The 21169-nt window shown below is 48.4% G+C and carries 18 protein-coding genes; 10 read left to right on the forward strand and 8 right to left on the reverse strand.

Annotation, left to right across the window (positions count from 1 at the left end; all coding sequences use genetic code 11):
- Positions 1-87: 87 nt before the first annotated feature.
- The 4 genes from AC58QD_RS08740 to AC58QD_RS08755 all read right to left on the reverse strand — a co-directional run bounded on the left by AC58QD_RS08740 (position 88) and on the right by AC58QD_RS08755 (position 4912).
- A complete protein-coding gene (locus AC58QD_RS08740; RefSeq protein ID WP_497332110.1) occupies positions 88-1719 on the reverse strand; it encodes a response regulator transcription factor in 1632 nt (543 codons plus the stop codon).
- Positions 1716-3509: a sensor histidine kinase gene (locus AC58QD_RS08745; RefSeq protein ID WP_497332112.1), complete on the reverse strand. Its 1794-nt coding sequence runs from the start codon at positions 3507-3509 to the stop codon at positions 1716-1718. The genes AC58QD_RS08740 and AC58QD_RS08745 overlap by 4 nt, the downstream gene beginning before the upstream one ends.
- 223 nt (positions 3510-3732) lie before the next feature.
- Positions 3733-4683, reverse strand: coding sequence for a carbon-nitrogen hydrolase family protein (locus AC58QD_RS08750; RefSeq protein ID WP_497332114.1), 951 nt, complete (start codon positions 4681-4683; stop codon positions 3733-3735).
- A 19-nt stretch (positions 4684-4702) separates the two neighbouring features.
- On the reverse strand, positions 4703-4912 hold the full coding sequence (locus AC58QD_RS08755; protein ID WP_497332116.1) for a hypothetical protein: 210 nt from the start codon (positions 4910-4912) through the stop codon (positions 4703-4705).
- 494 nt (positions 4913-5406) lie between these two features.
- Here AC58QD_RS08755 and pdxR point away from each other — a divergent pair, with 494 nt between their 5' ends.
- Positions 5407-6846 carry a MocR-like pyridoxine biosynthesis transcription factor PdxR gene (pdxR, locus tag AC58QD_RS08760; protein ID WP_497332118.1) on the forward strand — a complete coding sequence of 480 codons (1440 nt, stop codon included), beginning with the start codon at positions 5407-5409 and terminating at the stop codon, positions 6844-6846.
- 124 nt (positions 6847-6970) lie between these two features.
- Positions 6971-7117 carry a hypothetical protein gene (locus AC58QD_RS08765; protein ID WP_497332120.1) on the forward strand — a complete coding sequence of 49 codons (147 nt, stop codon included), beginning with the start codon at positions 6971-6973 and terminating at the stop codon, positions 7115-7117.
- Between the two features lie 144 nt (positions 7118-7261).
- Here the strand turns inward: AC58QD_RS08765 and AC58QD_RS08770 are convergent, their stop codons facing one another.
- Positions 7262-7819: a hypothetical protein gene (locus AC58QD_RS08770; RefSeq protein ID WP_497332122.1), complete on the reverse strand. Its 558-nt coding sequence runs from the start codon at positions 7817-7819 to the stop codon at positions 7262-7264.
- A 226-nt stretch (positions 7820-8045) separates the two neighbouring features.
- Here AC58QD_RS08770 and AC58QD_RS08775 point away from each other — a divergent pair, with 226 nt between their 5' ends.
- Positions 8046-9623 (forward strand): class I adenylate-forming enzyme family protein, encoded by a 1578-nt coding sequence (locus AC58QD_RS08775; protein ID WP_497332124.1) that lies wholly within the window; start codon positions 8046-8048, stop codon positions 9621-9623.
- Positions 9624-9641: 18 nt separating this feature from the next.
- Here the strand turns inward: AC58QD_RS08775 and AC58QD_RS08780 are convergent, their stop codons facing one another.
- Positions 9642-10082, reverse strand: a complete 441-nt coding sequence (locus AC58QD_RS08780) for a type II toxin-antitoxin system VapC family toxin (RefSeq protein ID WP_497332126.1) — start codon at positions 10080-10082, stop codon at positions 9642-9644.
- A 408-nt stretch (positions 10083-10490) separates the two neighbouring features.
- Between AC58QD_RS08780 and AC58QD_RS08785 the strand changes: the two genes are divergently transcribed.
- Positions 10491-12863, forward strand: a complete 2373-nt coding sequence (locus AC58QD_RS08785) for a helix-turn-helix domain-containing protein (protein WP_497332128.1) — start codon at positions 10491-10493, stop codon at positions 12861-12863.
- On the opposite strand, the gene AC58QD_RS08790 is transcribed toward AC58QD_RS08785, so the two are convergent.
- A complete protein-coding gene (locus AC58QD_RS08790) occupies positions 12854-13033 on the reverse strand; it encodes a hypothetical protein (RefSeq protein WP_497332130.1) in 180 nt (59 codons plus the stop codon). The genes AC58QD_RS08785 and AC58QD_RS08790 overlap by 10 nt on opposite strands.
- A 115-nt stretch (positions 13034-13148) precedes the next feature.
- Here AC58QD_RS08790 and AC58QD_RS08795 point away from each other — a divergent pair, with 115 nt between their 5' ends.
- The 5 genes from AC58QD_RS08795 to AC58QD_RS08815 all read left to right on the forward strand — a co-directional run bounded on the left by AC58QD_RS08795 (position 13149) and on the right by AC58QD_RS08815 (position 18945).
- Positions 13149-14708, forward strand: a complete 1560-nt coding sequence (locus AC58QD_RS08795; protein WP_497332132.1) for an extracellular solute-binding protein — start codon at positions 13149-13151, stop codon at positions 14706-14708.
- A gap of 75 nt (positions 14709-14783) precedes the next feature.
- Entirely contained in the window at positions 14784-15755 is a 972-nt protein-coding gene (locus AC58QD_RS08800) for an ABC transporter permease (protein WP_497332134.1), read from the forward strand.
- A 4-nt stretch (positions 15756-15759) separates the two neighbouring features.
- Positions 15760-16644 (forward strand): carbohydrate ABC transporter permease, encoded by an 885-nt coding sequence (locus tag AC58QD_RS08805; protein ID WP_497332136.1) that lies wholly within the window; start codon positions 15760-15762, stop codon positions 16642-16644.
- A gap of 23 nt (positions 16645-16667) precedes the next feature.
- The gene (locus AC58QD_RS08810; protein ID WP_497332138.1) at positions 16668-18194 is read left to right on the forward strand and encodes a glycoside hydrolase family protein; all 1527 of its coding nucleotides are present in this window, start codon (positions 16668-16670) and stop codon (positions 18192-18194) included.
- A gap of 85 nt (positions 18195-18279) precedes the next feature.
- The gene (locus tag AC58QD_RS08815; RefSeq protein WP_497332140.1) at positions 18280-18945 is read left to right on the forward strand and encodes an SIMPL domain-containing protein; all 666 of its coding nucleotides are present in this window, start codon (positions 18280-18282) and stop codon (positions 18943-18945) included.
- A gap of 95 nt (positions 18946-19040) precedes the next feature.
- On the opposite strand, the gene AC58QD_RS08820 is transcribed toward AC58QD_RS08815, so the two are convergent.
- Positions 19041-19862, reverse strand: coding sequence for a phytanoyl-CoA dioxygenase family protein (locus AC58QD_RS08820; protein ID WP_497332142.1), 822 nt, complete (start codon positions 19860-19862; stop codon positions 19041-19043).
- Positions 19863-20001: 139 nt separating this feature from the next.
- Between AC58QD_RS08820 and AC58QD_RS08825 the strand changes: the two genes are divergently transcribed.
- Positions 20002-20871 carry a helix-turn-helix domain-containing protein gene (locus tag AC58QD_RS08825; protein ID WP_497332144.1) on the forward strand — a complete coding sequence of 290 codons (870 nt, stop codon included), beginning with the start codon at positions 20002-20004 and terminating at the stop codon, positions 20869-20871.
- The last annotated feature ends 298 nt before the right edge of the window (positions 20872-21169 follow it).

The following is a 21169-nucleotide window of genomic DNA, read 5'->3' on the forward strand; positions in this document are numbered from 1 at the left end:
ATGCCCTCGCTTTCGCCTTTTGTCAATGCCTAGTATTAATGTAAATTACAGCGAAAGCGGTTACCATACGACATTTTTACCCTTTTATTAGGTTTCTTTACTTCTGTTCTTATACTCCTTGGGTGATTGGCCCTCAATTCTTTTGAATACCTGATAGAAGTAGGCATACTCTTTGTAACCGACCATCTCACCAACTTCATTGACCTTATTCTTCGGATCCATAAGCAGACGCTTGGCAGCTTCGATTCGGGCCTTAGACACGAGATCTACGAAATTTATTCCGGTTTCCGTTCGCAGCAGCCGGCTCAGGTAGCTCGGGCTCAGACCGAAATGATCAGCGGTTGAGGTCAAATTTATATTGTCCGCAATATGGCTGTTGATGTGATCAATGACCTTCTTCACCACGAGGGAGTACACCTTGTCTTCTCCTTCCAGCTTCTTTTTGATATGCCCAATGAATGATGCCAGATAAGATGAAGCCTCCTTCATACTCGACAGCCTGTATACCTCCTCCAGTATTTGATCAATGCTTTTACCAAGACCGAACTCGTCGCCGGTTACACGGAAATAGTAACGGGCTGCCACAAGACATACTTCTGACAGCAAGCCTTTCACGACAAGTATATTTCCTTCACTGTAGGCGGTAATTTGTTTGAGAAACCGCTCCAGATGTTCGATCATCTCTTCACTCGACTTGTTCTCCAGCATTTGGTTAAATTGTTCCAGATCCTGTATGATCGAGAACTTCCCCAATTCCTTCACCTGCTGGCCATGATCGGGGAACAGCACATGTTCCTCCGCTCGAAAAAAGCTTGAATCCATAATTTGCGACGCTTCAAGCGAAGCCTCCGGAAGCTCGAGAAGCGACTTGTATACGGAGCTGACCGCGATATAGCAGGATACATGATCTCGGGATTTGACTTCCTCGATGAACTCGCTGCAGAAGCTCTGCAGCTTCATCTTGATCTCCCGCTGCGGGAGTACCTTTGGGAATAAGCACACAAAAACAAGATCATCATTATGCATCAATTCAATCAGATCGAATTCTCGCTTGGCCGTTAATTCATGCGCCTGTTCGGAAAGACGAAGCTGGAGCTGCTGCCTAAGCTTGGCTGCGTTCATTCCGGTGCCGGCAGATTTCTCTTTGGTGCGCACAACAAGCAGCACATACCGGCTGAAAAGGATCTCAAGGTGTTTGGCTTGCTCCTGCACGTTGTCCGTTCCTGCGATTAGATCGCTGATCAGCTTGCTTCTAAGCGTCGGAATGGAGCTGGTACGTTGCTTCTCAAGCTCGACGAAAGCGGTGGCAATCTTGGCCGTATTCTCATTCTGCACGCGCCTGTTGTCGAGCTCCGCCACGGCGCTCGCTATTACCTTACTAAGCTCCTCGTTATTAATGGGCTTGACAATGAAATCATACACACCCAGGCGGACGGCCCGCTTTGCATATTCAAAATCCTGATAACCGGTAACCAGGATCGTCTTGGACATGGGAAATTCCGCGCTCATTATCTCGGCTAGATCGAGCCCGCTGAGCCCCGGCATCTTGATATCGGTCACAAGAATGTCCGGCTGCTGCTCCAGAATCATACGCTTCCCTTCGATGCCGTCCTCCGCCTGCCCGACCACTACGCAGCCTAGCTTATCCCAGGCGATAGTCTGCACAATGGCTTGTCGGATAAATGGTTTGTCATCAATCACCACCACTTTGTATTTCATTCGGAGCCCTCCTCAGTTATGATCGGCAGACGAATTCGAATCGACGTCCCCTGATTAATTTCGCTCATGATGCTTAATCCGTATTCTTCTCCGTACAGTATCTGAATCCGTTTGTGGACGCTGATGATTCCGACGTTCGTGTGTTTATCCTTTTGCTTCTGCTTCTGTTTCGAATCCTCTAGAGGGTTAAGCAAATGCTTCTTCGTTTCTTCGTCTATGCCTACCCCATTGTCGGACACTTCGAGATAGAGATCGTCATTTTTCTCCCAACAACCGATCGTGACAATGCCTTTGCCCGGCTTCTCCTCGATTCCGTGTTTGATCGAATTCTCCACAAGCGGCTGGAGGATGAATTTGGGGACCTTGAAGGACATCAAGCTGTCGTCGAAATGGTAATTCACTTCTATTTTGGGACCATAGATGATTTTATGAATGGACAAATAGTTCCTTATAAACTCTACTTCCTCCTGAAGATCAATAATGTCTCCCTTCTTGCTTATGCTCTCGCGGAGCAGCTTGCCCAAAAGGTAGATCATTTCGCTGATTTGATCATCGCCTCGCAGTTTGGCCAGACTATGAATCGACTCTAGCGTATTGTATAGAAAATGAGGGTTGATCTGGGCTTGCAGCGCTTTATATTCGAATTGCAGCGTGCGGTACTCGGCTTTTTGCTTGAGCAGCTTCTCTTTATAGATTGTATTGATTAGCTCTCCAATCTTCTCTGCCATTGAGTTGAATTTCTCCGCAAGCAACCCAACCTCATCTCTGCTTGTGGGTACAATAACCTTATGGGTGAAATCCACCGAGAAATTGGTCATGCTCTGAAGCAGCAGCCGTACGTTCCCAGTAATGTTTTTGGATATGATTACGGCCAGAATGAAAGCAATAAACAAAGAGACCAGAATCGTACTAATCGTCCACAGCTTGATGGCATCCGTGCCTTGCGTCAATTCATTAACGGCGATGACCTGGACAACCCTCCACTTATCATAAGGAGTCGTGATTATGGTAGAAAGGTAAGACTGCCCTTCGAACTGAAAGCCTTGATTCAGCGTCGGATTATCGTACATCTTGTTTTCCATGAAATAACGGGACGGTTTGGACACGAGCTTGTTGAATAACAGCGGCTCGAGCTCCTCGTTCAAGATCACAATGTTGCCCTTCGTCAGTTCGTCTACATTCGTGTAGATGCTGCTGATCATCTTGTTGTCTACACCGACAATAATGATGCCTACATAGCGATTGGAGGCGACGTCATACACTGCTTTTTCCATAAAAATAACGTTATTAGTCGCTGGGACCCAGGAGGCGCGGCCGCGCTTATCTTTGATAATCTCCATGTCCACATTTTTCAAGTTCTGATTATAATTCTGGGTCGCACTGCGCTCGAACCCGTACTTATTATTCTCGGCGTCAATCACCATTACGGATAAAAAATAGTCTTTGGAAAACAGCAGATCGGCCATAAATTGGCTAACCGCTCTTTCTTTGCTGAACAAATCGCCTTCACTGCTATTTGCGGGAATACTGAGTGTAGAATTGAGCGTGGAATTACGGAAGGTCTGGAAGACATGATCCTCGATATCTCGGGTGCTTTTCTCCAGGTTTATGCCTATTTGTTCAATTAAATATTCGGAGAAGTTGGCTGTATTTCGTTTGATTGCGCTTACAGAAACATAATAATTAACCGAACTAATCATTACTACGGTTAACAAGATGATCACGGTAAAGGATAGGAGGAATTTCGTACGCAGCTTCAAATTCAGAAATTTGGATATAATCGGAACCAATCACTTCACCTACATCCTGATGGAATGGCAAGCGCGTGCAGCAAAAGGGAATCCGTTCCGTTCGCTCACGCACCTGTTAGGATCATTATAAACCATTCCGCAGTGATCAGTCATGGAGTTCCCAGGGATCTGCCTGTAAGGTCACTCCTATTATAAAGAAAGAACGCGCATTATTCTTGGTCGATCTTCCACAAAAGTGGGGCGATTCTTCAATGATAGATCCTCACTTCGCAAAAAGCACACCTTGCTGCTTAGCTTCCTGTACGCTTAATTGAAACACATCAGGACGGCTGTAATGCCCGACAACGTCGAAATCATAACGGCTTTGAGCAATAAGGGATAGATCCAGATCAGCCACCAGTACTCCTTCTTTACCATAGTAAGGTTGGGTAATGTATTGTCCGAGCGGGCCGACGACGGCACTGCCGCCTCTGCACATAATATCAGGATCATCCGCTATGTCCGTGTAAGAGGCTATATCCTCCGGGTAAGTATCTTTTGTAACGAATTGGTTGCAAGAGACCACGAAGCATCGGCCTTCACAAGCAATATGCTGCAAGGTTGCCTGCCACGTATCCCGATCGTCTGCTGTCGGAGTGATCAGGATATCGATCCCCTTGGCATACATAGCCGTTCTGGCAAGCGGCATATAATTTTCCCAACAAATAAGACCGCCTATTCTTCCAAAAGGAGTATCAATGACGGTTAGCGTACTTCCATCCCCTTGTCCCCACAGAAGACGCTCAGAGCCTGTCGGCATCAGCTTGCGGTGCTTGCCAAGAACGCCGCCTTCTGGTCCAAGATAGAGGATGGAATTATATAGAGTGGAACCGCTAGTTTCCTGATCCCGTTCAACAACCCCAATGATCAGATACACTTCATTCTCTCTAGCAATTTCACACAGGGTATCCGTGTCTTCTCCAGGAATATCGATCGCATTCTCCCAGTATCTTGCCCAATCTAACCGCCCTTTGGGCGCACGGCTGCCTACTCGCGTTCCAAAAGAAAGTCCCCTTGGATAGCCCGGCACGAAAGTTTCAGGAAATACCACTACTTTTGCGCCATTTGCTGCCGCTTCCCTAGTCAAATTGGCTATTTTGCCGAAGGAGGAACTTTTATCGAACAATACGGGCGCTGCTTGAACAACCGCTATTCGTAAATGGGAAGGTTTCACTACGTTGTCCCCCTGTCTGCTATAGGATATACTTTACTACGATGACAAAGATAATGATCAGTACAATGGCGGATAGAACATACAAGGCACTTAATCTAGCCCAGTTGCCGCTCGTTCTGGCGGAATAGCCCGTGTTGGTTCTTGCATTTTCTTTGGAGAAGCCGATCAGCAGTGTGCCCACAAGGCTTCCGAGCACTATGACTACAATAATAATAGTTGGAATTAACATGAGTTTGAGCCCCCTCTTTCTATGTTTCTTAGTTCTTACCCTTATCATAAAAGAAATGCTCATAAAACAAACCATCCAAATGGATACTAATATGACCATCCAATTTATTATACTTATGATACTTAATACTTCTAGGTATTACTCCATAAAACTCATGTGCTCACCTTGCTTGAAAAAGTGTGTGTTCGTGTTCGCACTTTATTTTAACTGCAAAAGCTGCAGTTATTATTCTGGGATCAGGGCCTTATACCATATTAACTGCATTTCCTACCGTTAATTTTATGATATCCGGCTCATCTCGGTAAAAGTCTAATTATTAACTGCAGGTTTTACAGTTATAATTCAAATATGCTGCGTTTGAGAGATATTAACTGCAGGTTTTGCAGTTACCTCTCACGCTGTTTCGCTAGATAATCTGCATCCTTTTACTTCCATAGACAACATCTACCTAAGTAATAATGATACTTAATACTAATCGCGAGTGAGGTACAGGAATGTGGACACCGGATCGTTCGAGCAGCACACCGCTCTATCTTCAAATTGCCGATCATATTGAACGCCGAATAGCCTATGGAGAATTTCCGCCTGGAAGCTTGCTCCCCTCCGAAAGAAGATTCGCCATCCAATTAGGTGTCAATCGAAGCACAATCGTACAAGCTTACGAACAACTTCGCGCCCACGGATTAATTGAGGGCCAGACCGGAAGCGGTACGCGGGTCAGTCTGTACAAATGGGGAGTTAGTCCAAAGCACACTCCGAACTGGAAGCAATATGCGGAGGGCGGCACTTTCCTGCCGAACTTGCCCTTTCTGCGGCGTATTCGAGAAGAGGCTCACAATAGGAATACCCCAATTATAGATTTCGCCAGCGGTGAGTTATCCCCTGAACTGTGCCCGAACGAAGATTTCAGACAGCTTTTACAAGAGCATCCGTTCCATGAACAGCTTGGCTATGTAAATCCGCAAGGATATGTGCCCCTGAGGGAAGCTTTAGTCTCACATTTATTGAACTACCGTAATATTCGGGCTACGGATTCCTCTATTCTGATTACTTCAGGCTCACAGCAGTCCTTATATCTGATTACCCAATGTCTGCTTAGTCCAGGGGATGCCGTGGCCATCGAGGATCCTTCCTACTGTTACTCCTTGCCGATGTTCCAATCAGCAGGTCTTCGCTTGTTCCGATTACCCGTTGATGATAAAGGAGTGCGCCCGGAAGATATTCAAGAATTATATAGGCAGCATAGAATACGTATGATTTTTCTCAATCCGCATTATCAGAATCCTACTGGAATCGTGCTCGATCCTGCTCGCCGCGAGCAGTTGCTTCATTTGTCAGAAGAGCTGGGTATCCCTATTGTAGAGGATGACCCATTCAGCTTAACTTCATTCTATAATTGTCCGCCGCTGCCTATGAAATCTTATGATACTAACGGTAACGTGCTCTACATCGGCTCTTTATCCAAAATCGCAGCATCCGGCTTAAGGATTGGTTGGATGATTGCTCCCCAGACTGTTGTGAATCGTTTGGCAGACGCGAGGCAGCAAATGGACTTCGGCCTGAGCATTGTGCCTCAATGGATGGCCGCTCACTACTTGGCGTCGGATCAATTCGAGAACCAGCTTCGCAGCTTGCGTGAAGCGCTCGCCAGAAGATGTGAACTTATGGTGAAGTCGCTGTATGAGGAATTGGCTGACGTGATATCGTTCGAGATTCCCGAAGGCGGACTCCATCTCTGGTGCAAATTAAACAAACCTGTGAATGATTATAAGCTGCTGGAGGAAGGGATCAAGCGGGGTGTATTGTTCGTGCCGGGAAGTGTGTACGGCTCGGAGCCTGGTTATGTTCGACTCTCCTATGCTCGTCCGAAGGAAGAGGATATTGTTCCCGGGGTAGTCAAGTTCGCTGAGGCTTTGCGAGCTATGGGGATATAGGGCGGAAAGCGAGCGGGGCGGGTGCGCCGGGCTTCTCCAAAGCGGAAAATCCGCTTTGCGGCTGGCGGGGCGGGTGCGCCGGGCACTCTAAAGCGGAAATTCCGCTTTGCGGCTGGCGGGGCGGGTGCACAGGGAGCCTCTAAAGCGGAAATTCCGCTTTGCGGCTGGCGGGGCGGCCGCGCCGGGCACTCCAAAGCGGAAATTCCGCTTTGCGACTGGCGGGGCGGGTGCACCGGGCTTCTCCAAAGCGGACTATCCGCTTTGCAGCTAGCGGGGCGGGTGCGCCGGGCTTCTCCAAAGCGGAAATTCCGCTTTGCGGCTGGCGGGGCGGCCGCGCCGGGCTCTCTAAAGCGGAAAATCCGCTTTGCAGCTAGCCGTACGGCGCCTCGGCCTCGGCCTTTTCCCTGATCCAACTTCAAGCAGCTACTAGCGTGGTAATTAGGAAAATGCCAATACAAACAGCAAATACTAGAAGCACTGCCTTCCATTTGTTCACATTCTTCATCCCGAAGAAATATGTTACTGCCGTCTCACCACATAAATAAACCATCAAGAGAGCATTCCACAGCACCCTTATCCCATACTTCGCATAGTTTACTCCCTGATCACTCGCAGGTACACCAAACTGTTCTAATATGCCCCGTATCGATATGAGCACATTGACATTACGGGTTATGGCATAAGCAAAATAGAATAAAGCCAACCACCATCCCCATCTTTTACCTAGCCACATCCCAACCGCTCCTGCAACACCAAGCAAGCCCAAAAAACCAATAGCCCCTTGAAGTATTGCTGCCGGAATACCCAAGACTGACGATGTTTCATTTAACCGGTTAAAAGCGACTAGTTGTGTAATTAGCAGCATGGCCCCGCTAATCGCCAGCAGGACTGCTATTACGCTTACACCAGCAGGGCGATCATACGAACCGTTAATAATCTCTTCTCTTTGATTATTAGCCTGTAAGTTCGACATCGTCATCCTCCTTGAAAGATTTTCTTCATCTTAACACTCGCCCTTTAATGTAACAATATGGTAAAAGAACTAGATATAAGCCTCCTTAGACCATTTATAACGAAAAAACAACTTCTCAATAAACAAATCCAATTTGTCAGTTGTTACCATCCGTGTTACGGTTTAATTACCAAGTAAGCGTATGAATTTTGTCGGTTATTTAATTGAATGAGATGGAGGGAGTCCCATGTTACTTTCACGAATTTTACCGGAGGTTGCACGTCTGCACCCAGATAAGCTCGCATTAAAGAACCGGGAGCAAGCAGTAACCTATGCTGAATTATTAGCACAAGTTCAAAGTGTCGCTCACGGGTACCAACAGCTCCATATCAAACCAGGAGAACGAGTAGCTATACTAGGAAATCCTTCCCCTAATCTAGCCATTGCTGAGTACGCAGCCGTGTCCATTGGCGCTATCCCAGTCGCTATATTCCCAAGTCTGGCCCCTGCGGAAATCCGCAGTATTCTAGAGGATGCTGCCCCTGCTGCTATTATTTATGATGAGAAGCATCGGACTATTGTGGACATCACGGCCTCATTAAATAATGAAAAAATTTTACTTATTCCCTCCCTAGCCAATAATACTACCACCCCTTCTATCCAAAACTTCATTTCTCAAATGCAGCCCCTAACAATCACCTATGAAGCAGATCTAGACGATCCGGCAATCATCATTTATACAGGAGGCACTACAGGGCGCTCCAAAGGTGTAATGCACTCCCATCGAAGTATCCGGAGTTGGGCGCAGATGAATCCGACAGCCGGCGTAGGTCATGCTCCTAACAAGAAATCGCTTGTCTTTAATCTCGCTCATCTCACTGGCCAGTATGCACTTTGGCAATCACTAGTGGACGGCAGCTGTCTCCTTTTCCTCGACTCCTATCCGGTATCTCCTGAAGAAATAGTGTCGCTCATCGAGCGCGAGCAATTAACTCACTTAGGCACGGTAGGTCTTCTTCTGAGAGATATCGTGAATCTGCCTAACATAAAGGAAAGAAACCTGCAATCCGTCAGGGCTATAGGCTGCGGCGGAGCTCCAATAAGCTTAAAGACTCTTGATCAGACGTTAGATGTATTCCCGAAAGCAAATATTGTCCAGGTGTACTCCCAGACCGAAAGCGGTAATTTCATTAGTTTTGCATCCATTAATCAGATCATTAGAGAAGGAAAATTAAATCGCCTCTCCTCCGTTGGCAATCCTGCGAATATGGTTCAATGGGGACAGCAAGTATTTCGCGTGCGCATAGTCGATGATTCTGGAAATGACGTGGCTCAAGGAGCAACTGGTGAAGTTGTGTGTCAGGGGCCGCAAACCATGCTTGGCTATTGGAACAATCCCGATGAAACGAAGAAAGCACTAAGAGATGGTTGGCTGTACACAGGCGATATTGGGAGATTCGATGAGGATGGTTATTTGTTCCTGATGGATCGAAAAAAAGACATTATTATTGTCAACGGTGCAAATGTGTACGGATCGGAAGTTGAAGAGGTGCTCACCAGCCATCCTTCGATTCTGGAAGCGGCTGTAATAGGAACCCCCTTGTCCGATGAAGGCGAAGAAGTAACCGCTGTGGTCACTCTTAACTCGGGGGCTGACTTGACTTTAGAGGAGCTTCAACAATTTTGTGCCGACCATCTGGCTGCATACAAAATACCAACTCGACTGCTGGTTCTCGAATCCATGCCCCGCACGTCCGTTGGAAAGTTGAACAAAGCTAAGCTCAGAGAGCCTTTCTGGTCGGAGAGAAACCGTCAGATTAACTGAATTGAAGTAGTTCAGTTCCTATATCTGCTCCAACGAAACGCATTTCATCTCCTGAATCGCTTCAAGCCGAAGATCATTCGTAATAAAAAGGTCTGCTTGGGCAACAATTGCCGTAGCGACTATAAGGGCATCCGGTGTTTTCATATTGTACTTACTTGTTAGATAGGCTGCTCGCTCTTCTACCACGGTATCAATCGGTAGGATGGCAAGGTTGGGGAAGTGAGAAAAAAGCAACTTGTACTGCTTCTCCAAAGCCAAATTCCCTTCACAGATAGGTTTAACCAGAATTTCGGTCAAAGAAACGGAAGAGGCGATAGCTTCTACTGCTCCATCTTCAATTTGCTCCAAAATGGCCTTAGCCTTCTCACCAAATTCGGGATGCTGCTCAAACACATAAATAAACAAATTGGTATCGAGAGCGATTTTCTTGATGCCTCTGAAAAAATTAGATATTACCATTCCGTTCGTTCCTTGCGAATGTAATCATCGATATAATGAGAAAGACGGAGGGTGGTAGCTGTGGAACATGTTGTAAAATCAGAAAGTGAAATTCGAACCAGATATCAGATCACTATTCCTGAAGAAATATCCAATTATATCATACAAAAACACATTTCATCTGACACTTCTAAATTTGTGTCTCACAATAACCAATTATCCTCTTACAATCCTGGTGTAACTCCCCCCTACTAAAGGGGTTCGCAGTTCGTTCTCCCCATTGCCAAGCTTCAAGCGGCCGCCTCCCTATGCTATGTTCAAATCGAATCAAACCTTCTATAATATGTATACAGTGCTCATACCATCATATAGATTAGAATAGATGAATGCGCTTTCATGTACTTCTTTTTCGAAGAAGGGGTGTTTTCGATGATTACCCGCCTGCTCAACAGAACCAAAACCCGTCATTTCTACATTCGCCTCGTCACCTATACCCTTCTTGTATCCCTTGTTCCGATCTGGCTCGTCTGTTCCCTGTTTTATCAAAATACCAAATCAACGATGAAATCCGAGCTGCAAGCAGCGAATGAAAGCTCTTTGAAACAGACCGTCAACGCTACCGAGCTTGTCATCAATCAGATCAGCAATGTGTTCCGCCAGTTCATCACAGACACCTCGTATCGCGACTTCACCACATTTGTAAGGGGCGTCTATTATGAGAAGCTTGACGGTGCATACAATCCGGAAGACTTGCCGAACATGCAGCGGTATTTGGTCAGCAAAGCCAAAGTTTCCTACAGTCTGGACAATTTGAAAAAATCGAATGAATTCATTTACTCCGTCTATTTGGTTGATCAATCCAAGGAACTTGTGCTGACATCTGGGGATCTGGACTATACGACCAGCCGCTTTTATGATAAGGATTGGAATGTAGGCCTGTCCAAAGAGTCGTTCACGTATCCGATCATCATGGATCTGCGCATGGCCCGGCAAAAAGACGGCAGCACCAAGCCGGTCATCCCCCTGGTCTACAAATCCATCGATCTGGACAATTATGTGGTCATCAACTTAAATGCGGAGCTCATGTACACGAATATTTTGAAAAAAATGGGCAACAACGTACAAAACACATTTTATGTCTTTTCCAAGAACAATCAGCTCCTCCTGAAAGATACGGCCGATTCGACACCTCAGAACGTGTTGAAAGAAACTGAGGCCCGGAACAGTATCACACTGCAAGCGCCTTGGTACGAGGTCGACTCCCCGAATAACCGGTTACTGATCGCTCATATGAAATCAACCGTGTTGAACTGGAATTTCGTCAGCGTGAGCGACATGGATGTCGTCTATTCCAGTGTTCAGAACATGAAGGGACTTTTTCTCACGATCGCCTTCCTGTTAACAGTTGCGACCATCCTGTTGTCGTATTTCACTTGCCGCAGCATGTATAACCCGATCTTCAATCTGATCCAGTATATTATGACTAACGCCGAACCGAATTTGAACCCGGAAAAGGGGCGCTCCCCTCTGGGTGAAATCAAGATGATCCGCAACAGCTTGATAGAAGCGTTCGAAGACCGGAAATCGCTGCAAGTCCGGTTGAAGGAAAGCTTGCCAGTCTTTCTTGAGAAATTCGTCCGCTCTCTCCTGCACGATCAGCCATTCAGCAATGAGGAGATCCAAAACCGGCTGAAAGCGCTTGAGGTCGATCTAGATATAGAGGATTTGATGGTGCTTCAAGTGCTGACCGAGCCGCATGTGCATACTGCCTTTGATTTAACCCTGCAGAATCGCAACAAGACGGTCATGATGGAGCTGCTGACCCTTCGTTTCCGTCAGTCGTACAAAACGGTCGTCGTGGAGCTCTCCGACAACAAATATACGGTGATTCTCAATTGCCTGGAAGACCACTTTCTGCATCTGTGGTCCTTGTCGGAACAGCTCGTGGCCGAGGTCAAAGAAAGCTTGGACTTGAGCTGTACGATCGGGATCGGCAAATACTGCGCGGATATGACCGAGCTGAAGCGAGGGTATGAAGAAGCCGAAGAAGCACTCAGCTTCCGCAGTATGACGGGAGCTTGCGAAATTATATACATAGACGACGTCCGGTTGGAGAATGAACCCACCTTCACTTACCCAAAGGACAAGGAAACAGCATTGAATCATTATATAAAGAACGGCGACGCCGGTGAAGCTCGGCGGGTGTTCGCAGAAATTATGAAAGAGATTTCCCATGACGGGAGGCTGCCTTACCGCCATCTGCATCAGGCATTCGTCCAACTGCTGATCAGCTTCTGCGACACGGCTAACATCCTGCGGTTGGATCTGCAGCAGGTCATGTGCAGCAAGACCAGCCTGTTCACCGTGTTGATGCAGAAAAACAATCTGGAGGAAATCAGCGCCTGGTTCGAAGACATGATCGTGACGATGACCAGCTATATCGGCGACGCTTTCCAGGAGAAAAGCCGCAAGCACATCGGCGGAGCAATTGCATTTATGGAAGCGCATTGGGGGGAAAATATTTCGCTTACTGAGTTGGCCGACCGACTGAGCCTCAGTCCCTCATACTTAAGCCGTATCTTCAAAGAAGGCACGGGACAGACGTTTCTTGAATATTTGACGGGAATCCGCATGGAACGCAGCAAGAAGCTGCTGTTGGAAACCGATATGCTCGTCAAAGACATTTGCGGCCAACTGGGCTATCAGAAAGTCAATTATTTCATCAAGCTGTTCAAGGAGTTTACCGGTACGACGCCAGGCGAGTTCCGCAAAATACATGTCAAAATATTCCCTCAAAAGTGAAGCATGCCTTCAATGATGATTTCGATTACTTTCGGGGGAGCCCCATCACTCGCAAACGAGTTAGGAGAGAGCCAGTCCGCGATGGCTCTTTTTTGTTCCGATGCCTCATTCTTGACTTTGTCGCGTTCAGGAACAGTCAGATCAAGATGCAGGCATTTCCACACCGTCATTCCTCCTCTATGCTGAAGTAGCCTTTAGTCATGACGGCTCTCGGTACCAGGGCTGAATCATTTTAAAGCGTTTACATTCCAGAGAAACATCATTCGAAGGAGGTTTACTTTTTTTATGAAAAAAATGCTAGCACTTGCCTTAATCGGCTCCCTAAGCGCTACGGTGGTAGCCTGTTCGTCCGGCGATACAAAGAAAGCGGACAACAGCAGCACACCGAAGCCGACTGCAACTGCAACTGCTGAGACCAAGAAGGTTGAGAAAATTTATTGGTATGCGAACAGCGGCGTATTCAACGAAAGCAAGCTGAGCAAGCCGGAAGATCTGGAACTGGTGCGCCAGGAAATTATCAAGAAGAGCGGGATCGATGTAGTTCCGATTATTCCGCCTAAAGGCTCTGAGAACGATAAACTGAACGTGCTTCTTGCTTCCAATGAACAGCTCGACGTGTTTCTCGCCGATAAAGTTATCGCCAACTACCAGTTGAAAGGCGCAGCGTTGCCGCTGAACGACCTGTTGGATAAAGGCGGCGCCAACATCAAGAAGCTGTGGCCGAAAGAATGGGGCGAATCCTGGCAAGCGCTCTCCACGCCGGATGGCAAAATATACGGCATCCCCCGCCTGCCTTCTCTCGCAGGAAGCACAATGTATATCCGAACCGACTGGTTGCAGAAAGTGAACCTGCAACAGCCTAAGACAATCGACGAGTTGGAGAACGTGCTCAAGACGTTCAAAGAAAAAGACCCGGCCGGCAGCGGTCAGACGATTCCATTGCTGCTTAGCAATTTGACCGAACTCAACAACTCGCTTGCTGCAGGCTTCATGGACGTCGCTTACGGCAACTGGCTCGACACAGATGGGAAGCTCAAGCCTCCTGTACTGAATCCAGGCTACAAAGATTTTATTGCCAAAATGGCGGACTGGTACCAAAAAGGGTACATCTACAAAGAATCTTTGACCGCAACGCGCGATCGTCAAAACGAGCTGATCAAGCAAAACCGCGTCGGCAGCGCTGCAATTTGGTACTCGGTTGTGGCGGGTCAAGTGAGCACGGTCCAGCAAATCGATCCAAACGCGAAATATGAGGTAGCTGCCGAGCTAAAAGGACCTAAGGGACTTGTGACGACCGCAGGCAACGTGGATCAAGGCGGATACGTCATTAGCAAAAATTCCAAAAACCCAGAAGCCGTCATCAAGTACCTGAACTGGATCGATGCGGATATCGAGAACTACTTGCTCGCCTTCTACGGCATCAAGGATAAACACTGGAAATACGCGGATGAGAAAAACCACGTGATCGAGCTGATCAACAAGGATTACGTTGGTGAACTGCTAGTTGGGAATACGTTCGCTTACACTGTTCAATTCGAAACAAAAGATCCTGTGCTTGCCCCTCAATTCGCTTTCATCCGCAAATATTTGACCGACGCGAGCCGGGTGAAAAAAGCCGTCGACTCCACGGTATCCTACAAGTACGACATTAAGGTGATTGCCGACAAAGTACCGACAAGCCAAGATTTGACCCGGATGATCGATGAAGAAATCACCAAGTTTATTATGGGTGCAAGACCGATGTCCGACTTCGACAAATTCTTGCAGGACCTGAACAAAGCGGGCTTGGACAAGTGGATCGCCGCCTATACCGAGCAATACAATCTCGCAAAAAACGCAAAATAATCAGTCATCGAATGGATTCGGCCGCCTGATCGCTCTGGATCAGGCGGTTAAATCCGCCGGAAAGGAGAATGATCCGTGAGCCTTACATCCCATACGACCGGCGTCAACCCGGCCACACGTAGACCCCGCAAATCCAACGGCAAACTAGCGTTAATGAAAAAAAACCGGCTTTACTATGTGCTCATCTTTCCCGGATTGCTGTATTTCCTCATTTTTCATTACGTGCCGCTGTACGGGATTATAATAGCGTTCAAAGATGTCGCTCCATTTGACGGCATCCGGGGGATCTTCACAGCCGAGTGGGTCGGCTTGAAGCATTTTCGCAACTTCTTCGACTCCTACTATTTCTGGGATGTACTTGGGAATACCGTGATGATCAGTTTGTCCAGGATGATATTTGGGTTCCCTGCGCCGATTATTCTGGCCTTGCTCATTAACGAAGTCCGAAATACGATATTCAAACGGTTCGTGCAAACCGTGTCCTATCTACCTCACTTTATTTCCATTATGGTCATGACCGGTCTCGTCACCACGATCATGGCTTTTGACGGAGGTATAGTGAATGGACTTCTGATCAAGCTTGGCATGGAACCGATATACTGGCTGGCCAGCACGGACTATTTCCGTTCGATTCTAGTGTCTAGCGGGATTTGGAAGGAAGTCGGCTGGGGGACGATTATATATTTGGCGGCGATTGCCGGTATCGATCCCCAATTGTACGAAGCCGCCCGAATGGACGGAGCCGGCAAGTTCAAGCAAGCTTGGCATATCACGCTGCCCGGAATGATGTTTATTATTGTGATTATGTTGATTTTTGCTTCCGGCGGGCTGCTGAACGCGGGCTTCGAGCAAATTTTCCTGCTTTATTCGCCGCCTGTGTACGAAGTCAGCGACATTATCGACACCTACGTGTACCGCAAAGGATTGGTAGAGTCGAACTACTCTTATGCCACAGCCGTAGGCTTGTTCAAGTCATTGATTGCCTGCGTCCTGCTGCTCGGAACGAATTATATCGCCAAAAAATTAAAACAGGACGGGATATGGTAAGCCTATGCTTAAAAACTCCAAGGGTGAAATCGCCTTTCAAGTGTTTAACTATACGTTTCTGGTTGTCCTATCGCTGACATTCATCCTTCCGTTTCTTGTCGTTCTGACGAACTCGTTTGTGAGCGAAAGTGAAATTATCCGGAGAGGTACGTTTATTCTGTTCCCGGAAGAGTTCGACCTTACTGCCTATAAAGTGCTGCTGAGCGACGGATCGCGGCTGTACCAGGCTTATCAGATCACCATTCTGCGGGTTGCCATAGGTACCACGTTGAACCTTGTGTTCACGTCCACATTAGCCTACGGCTTGTCCCGGCGCAGCTTGCCCGGACGCAACTTCATCATCGCTTTGATCTTTGTCACCATGCTCGTCGACGGAGGGCTTATCCCTTCCTACTTGCTCGTTAAAGGGCTGCATCTGACGAACACCTTCTGGGCTATGGTCATTCCCGGATTAGTCAGCGCCTGGTACATGATTATTATGCGGAATTTCTTCATGCAGCTGCCGGAAAGCCTGGAGGAGTCTGCTACGATCGACGGGGCATCGCCCTTGCGTATTTTGCTATCTATTGTAGTTCCGCTTAGCTTGCCGACCTATGCTACGATCGGCTTGTTCTATGCGGTAGGGCACTGGAATGCCTGGTTCGACGCCATGATCTATCTCAACAAACCGGACTTAATGCCTGTGCAGGCTATTATGAGGCAGCTCGTCCTCTCTTTTGATACCGTTGACATCAACGCATCCGTGTTGACCGATCTAACCGTCAAGCCGACGGCGCAAAGCATCAAATCGGCCGTCATTATCATTACGACCGTACCGATTCTATTCGTGTATCCGTTCTTGCAGAAGCACTTCTCGAAGGGCGTTCTTACCGGGTCCATTAAAGGCTGAGACAACAAGGAGGTTTTGTAGAGATGGGCGGCATATGTCTGAACGAAGATTTCAACCATTATTTCTCCTCCCGCCGACGCCAAGAGGTCGTTGAACAGACGCTGCGGGAGTGGGTGCAGCAATATGCGAATACTCAAGTCCGTGAGCTTATCATTAACGTCAACGCGATGAAAACTGGCTACGATAGCCATGTATGGGAGCCGATCTGGGAAGGCTATGATCCGCAGGACGGCATCCGGCAGCTTCTATTTCAAGGGCTGCCCGAGAACGAAGCCGTCAATATGCAGGAATGGATTCACCGCGCTTGGCAGATCCATCATGACGGGATGGACATATACGGTATCTGGCTGGACGAAGCTCGCAAGCAGCAATTGTCTCCTTGGGTGTCGATTCGCATGAATGATGTACACTGTGTCGATAACGAGCTGAGTCCGTTTCACAGCCGATTCTGGAAAGAAAACCCCGAGTACCGGCGAATTACCCACCGATTCACTTCCTCGTTCGATAAAGCATTCGATTACGGAATCGCTGAAGTGCGTGAGTATCACCTTCGGTTGGTGGAAGAGGCGATCGAGCGCTACGATATCGATGGGTTGGAGCTCGATTGGATGCGGTTCCCTTACCACTTCCGCCCCGGTCAGGAACAATCCGGCCGGCAGCATCTGAACAGGTTCATGCTTCAAGTCCGCCACCTTTTGGACAAGAAGGGGCGAAGTACTGACGGTAGCAGGCTGAAGCTGGGTGTTCGGGTTCCAACACGTCCAGAAGTAGCCTACGAGATGGGCTTCGACGCCATTCATTGGGCGAAGTGCGGCCTCATTGACCAGTTGGTAGCGACCCCCTTCTGGGAATCGTGCGAGACGGATATTCCGCTCGAGACGTGGAAGCAGCTGTTGGACGGGACCAACGTGATTCTGGCCGCCGGCCTGGAAATTTTGGTCCGGCCGTATCCCGGCTCCAAGCTGCGCCAGATGAATACGCTGGAGAGCGCAAGCGGCATGGCCGCCACTTACTTGCAGCGCGGAGCGGAGCGGGTCTATCTGTTCAATTATATGGATTGCGAAACGGCCATGGCCGATCTGCACAATTATCCGACGCTTCTGCGGCAGGTAGGCGAGTTGGATACGCTGCGCGGTCGGTGCCGGCGTCATATCGTCACTTACACAGACACTTATGCGCCGGGGCAGCCGCGGGCTGCGATTCTCCCGCTCTCTCTCGCACCGAGGTCGTATCAGCTAGTCCGATTACAGATCGGAGAGAAGCCAGAAGTAGATCAACATGCCTATGTGCTGCTTCGGATAGATGAGGACGACTGCAAGGTTGCCGGGAGCTTGCCGGACATAACGCTCAGGGTGAACGGGGTTGTTTGCCGCTTCCTTTCCGACTTTGTTCCACCTTCCAGCCCTAGCTTGACCGGGATTTCGGCGGCCTACGCCGTTCCGCAGGAAGCGCTGGCGGATGGCTCTATCGTCATTGAACTCTCCTCTTCCATTCCCTCTTCGATCATCTGGATGGAGCTATTCGTCTCGGCATCGGCTAGTTCGGCTTGAAATAGCTCTTTTGGCCATGGAAGTATTTCAGGACCGATTCGCCCATACATTAGGATATAGTCCTGCTTCGAAAGGAGATTTATTAATGAGCGGTTATCCGATGTATCGTACGGTTCCTTATGCTCCGCCAAGCGCACCCATGTCCCTTGAAGTCCTGGGAGAAGGAACGGTTGCTGCCGCAGCCGATCGGGCTGTAATCGTGCTAGGGGCTGAGACGGAAAAGCCCGAATTGCAAGAAGCCCAGACCGAAAATACAACAATCATAACAAACGTTATCCAAGCACTGCTGAACATGAACATCCCTCGGGAGAACATCCAGACGAGCGATTACCGAATCGAGATGCAGTACGATTACGTAGAAGGCAAGCAACAATTCCGTGGTTACAAGGTCACCCATCTCCTCACGATTACGACCGATCGCGTAGCAGAAACCGGCCTTCTGGTAGACACGGCCGTGTCCCAGGGAGCCAATGTCATCAACAGCATACGGTTCACAACTTCCAAGCCGGAACTCTACGAGAACCTGGCCCTTGCTGAGGCTGTCCGAAACGCTCGGCACAAAGCAGCTACAATCGCAGCCACCTTAGGGGTAACGATCGGCGCGGTTCCTTATAGAGTCCAGGAGCTTTCCCATACGACAGAACCGATCCCCTACTTAGAGGCCAAGCAACTGGCAAGCGCCGCCACCCCTATCCAACCGGGTCAGTTGACCATTCGGGCTTCCGTCCGAGCTTGGTATTACTATGCCTGACAATTACGGGATTCCGTACGCTTTCTAGGGTTGGAGCTGATTGCCAAAAACCTCTGGAGACTGAAAGACTCCAGAGGTTTTTGGGTTCCCTATCCTCAGCGTTGATACACAAGAGGGAAATGTTCTCCCGCTAATATTTCACCGGGTTGAATATCAACATACTGTAACATCGGATGATGTTTGTCCGGCACATAGCGGGTATGTCCTGGCATGTAGTGCACCGCAATGGCTCGGCGCTTCTTCTCCGAACGATTGTGAGGGCTGCCGTGCCACGTCAAGGAGTGATGATAACCGACCTGCCCCTTCTTGATCTCGAACGGCACGGCCTGCACCACCGCACCAGGGGGGAGCTGGTTCGGTTGCTTGTGAACCGGCATGAACTTGTCGTCGGCCGACAAGTACTTCTGTTGGTTCCCCCACTTGTGGCTTCCCGGTACCATCCACATGCAGCCGTTCTCTATGGTTGCGTCATCTAGCGCTACCCATGCGCTCACCAGATCTGCAGGCTGAATGATCGGCCATAGCGGATGATCCTGATGCCAAGCCGTAGGTCCGCCAGTGATCGGCGGTTTGTACTGAATCTGATCATGCCAGATGCGCAGTGTGTCAGTCTCACATAGCTGGGCAATCTCTTCACAGATATGACGATTATGCGCATGCTGCAAAAAAGCGTCGCTAGCCATCCAGATGTTCACGATCTGCACGACCTTCTCGTTCGCGACCATTTTCATCCCGTCATAGGGGGAATCCGATTCTTCTTTCATATTACGATTCAGCACGGGTGGTCTCACCGATTTGCCTTCCATAACCAGATCCAGCTCTTCACGCAACAATTCAACCTCGCTGTCGCTAAGCACGACGTCCCCCTTCAGAAACCCGTTCCGCTCAAACTCCTCCAGCTGCGCTGCATTTAGCATGTGCCATGCCCCTCTCCATTGATATCTATTCATTCTGAGTGATATATTTAGTATACGAATTGGCAACCGGTCTGTATTTAAACGAACCTCTGAGGCTTTTACACTTTTCCCATTTCGCTGGCTCTAGGAGTGATCTTTCATGAATTTGGGCTCCATGCTCACACTGTCTCCTGTAATTAATTTTGCCAGGCGTGACGCTGTGGGAGCTGATGTATCCTGGGGTCCGAGAACGATCCCGGATTGCCAGTTTTTCTATGTAATCGAGGGGGAAGCCGAGCTGCTCATTAATCAAGAGCGTTACCGGGTATTGCCTGGACAATGCGTGTTCTACGGAGCCGACTCCCCGCACCATTTAACGACATCAACGGAAGTAAGCTTTTATAGCGTTCATTTTCATTGGACTCATGAATCCCCTGAACCGATCCACCCCGCTTATCAGATTAAGGCATGCGCAATGGAGGATCTGTCCCAAAAGACGGCTGTCTATGAACTGGAGGTTCCCCTTCATGGGACTATCGCGATTCCTCACTGGTTCGAGGCTCCAGAGATGGAGCAAGTATTGATGCGCATAGCCAAAGAATATCAATTGGAGAGGCCGGGCTACCCTTTTATGCTAAGAGCCCAGTTGATGGAGCTAATCTCGATTCTCGTCCGTCATCTTGTCAATCAATCGTCATCGATGTTAAGCAGAATTGAACCAGCTCTTGAGCGTATGCGTGCTTACCCTGAGCAAGAGTGGACGGTGGAGCAGCTTGCTTCTCTTTGCGGGTACCACCCCACTCATTTCACGAAGCTGTTCAAAGAGGAGACAGGAAGAACGCCTAAGCATTATATGATTTCGGAGAAAATCAAAAGAGCCAAGCAGCTTCTGCTCGGCAGGGAGTCCCTTGAGGTCATCGCGGACAAATTGAATTACAACAACATCCATTACTTCAGCCACCAGTTCAAAAAAGAAACCGGACTAAACCCTAGCGAATTCAGACAACAGGGGAATCGGGAGACGCTATAATAGCAGCACGTGAAAATCCACCTTCTCCCCTTCCTCCCTTCTGCTTTTCTTCGCCAGTTAGGATAATAGCGGCGCGCCGCCTATTGATAAGCCATTTTACTATTGTCTATTTGGGCCATTCATTACTCAGGCTCTCATTAGCCAACCTGACTATCCCTTATTTCCACCATGTTAGCCAATTCCCCTCAAATCCTGGCCAATAACCAATAGTAAAACTTGTTATCCTACCAAAAGCCGCCTATCCCGCCCAAATAACCTATACTAGCGCTGACTAACTGATGATCTACACTCAATGATC

The sequence above is a fragment of the Paenibacillus sp. J2R1T-4 genome (genome assembly GCF_059692235.1).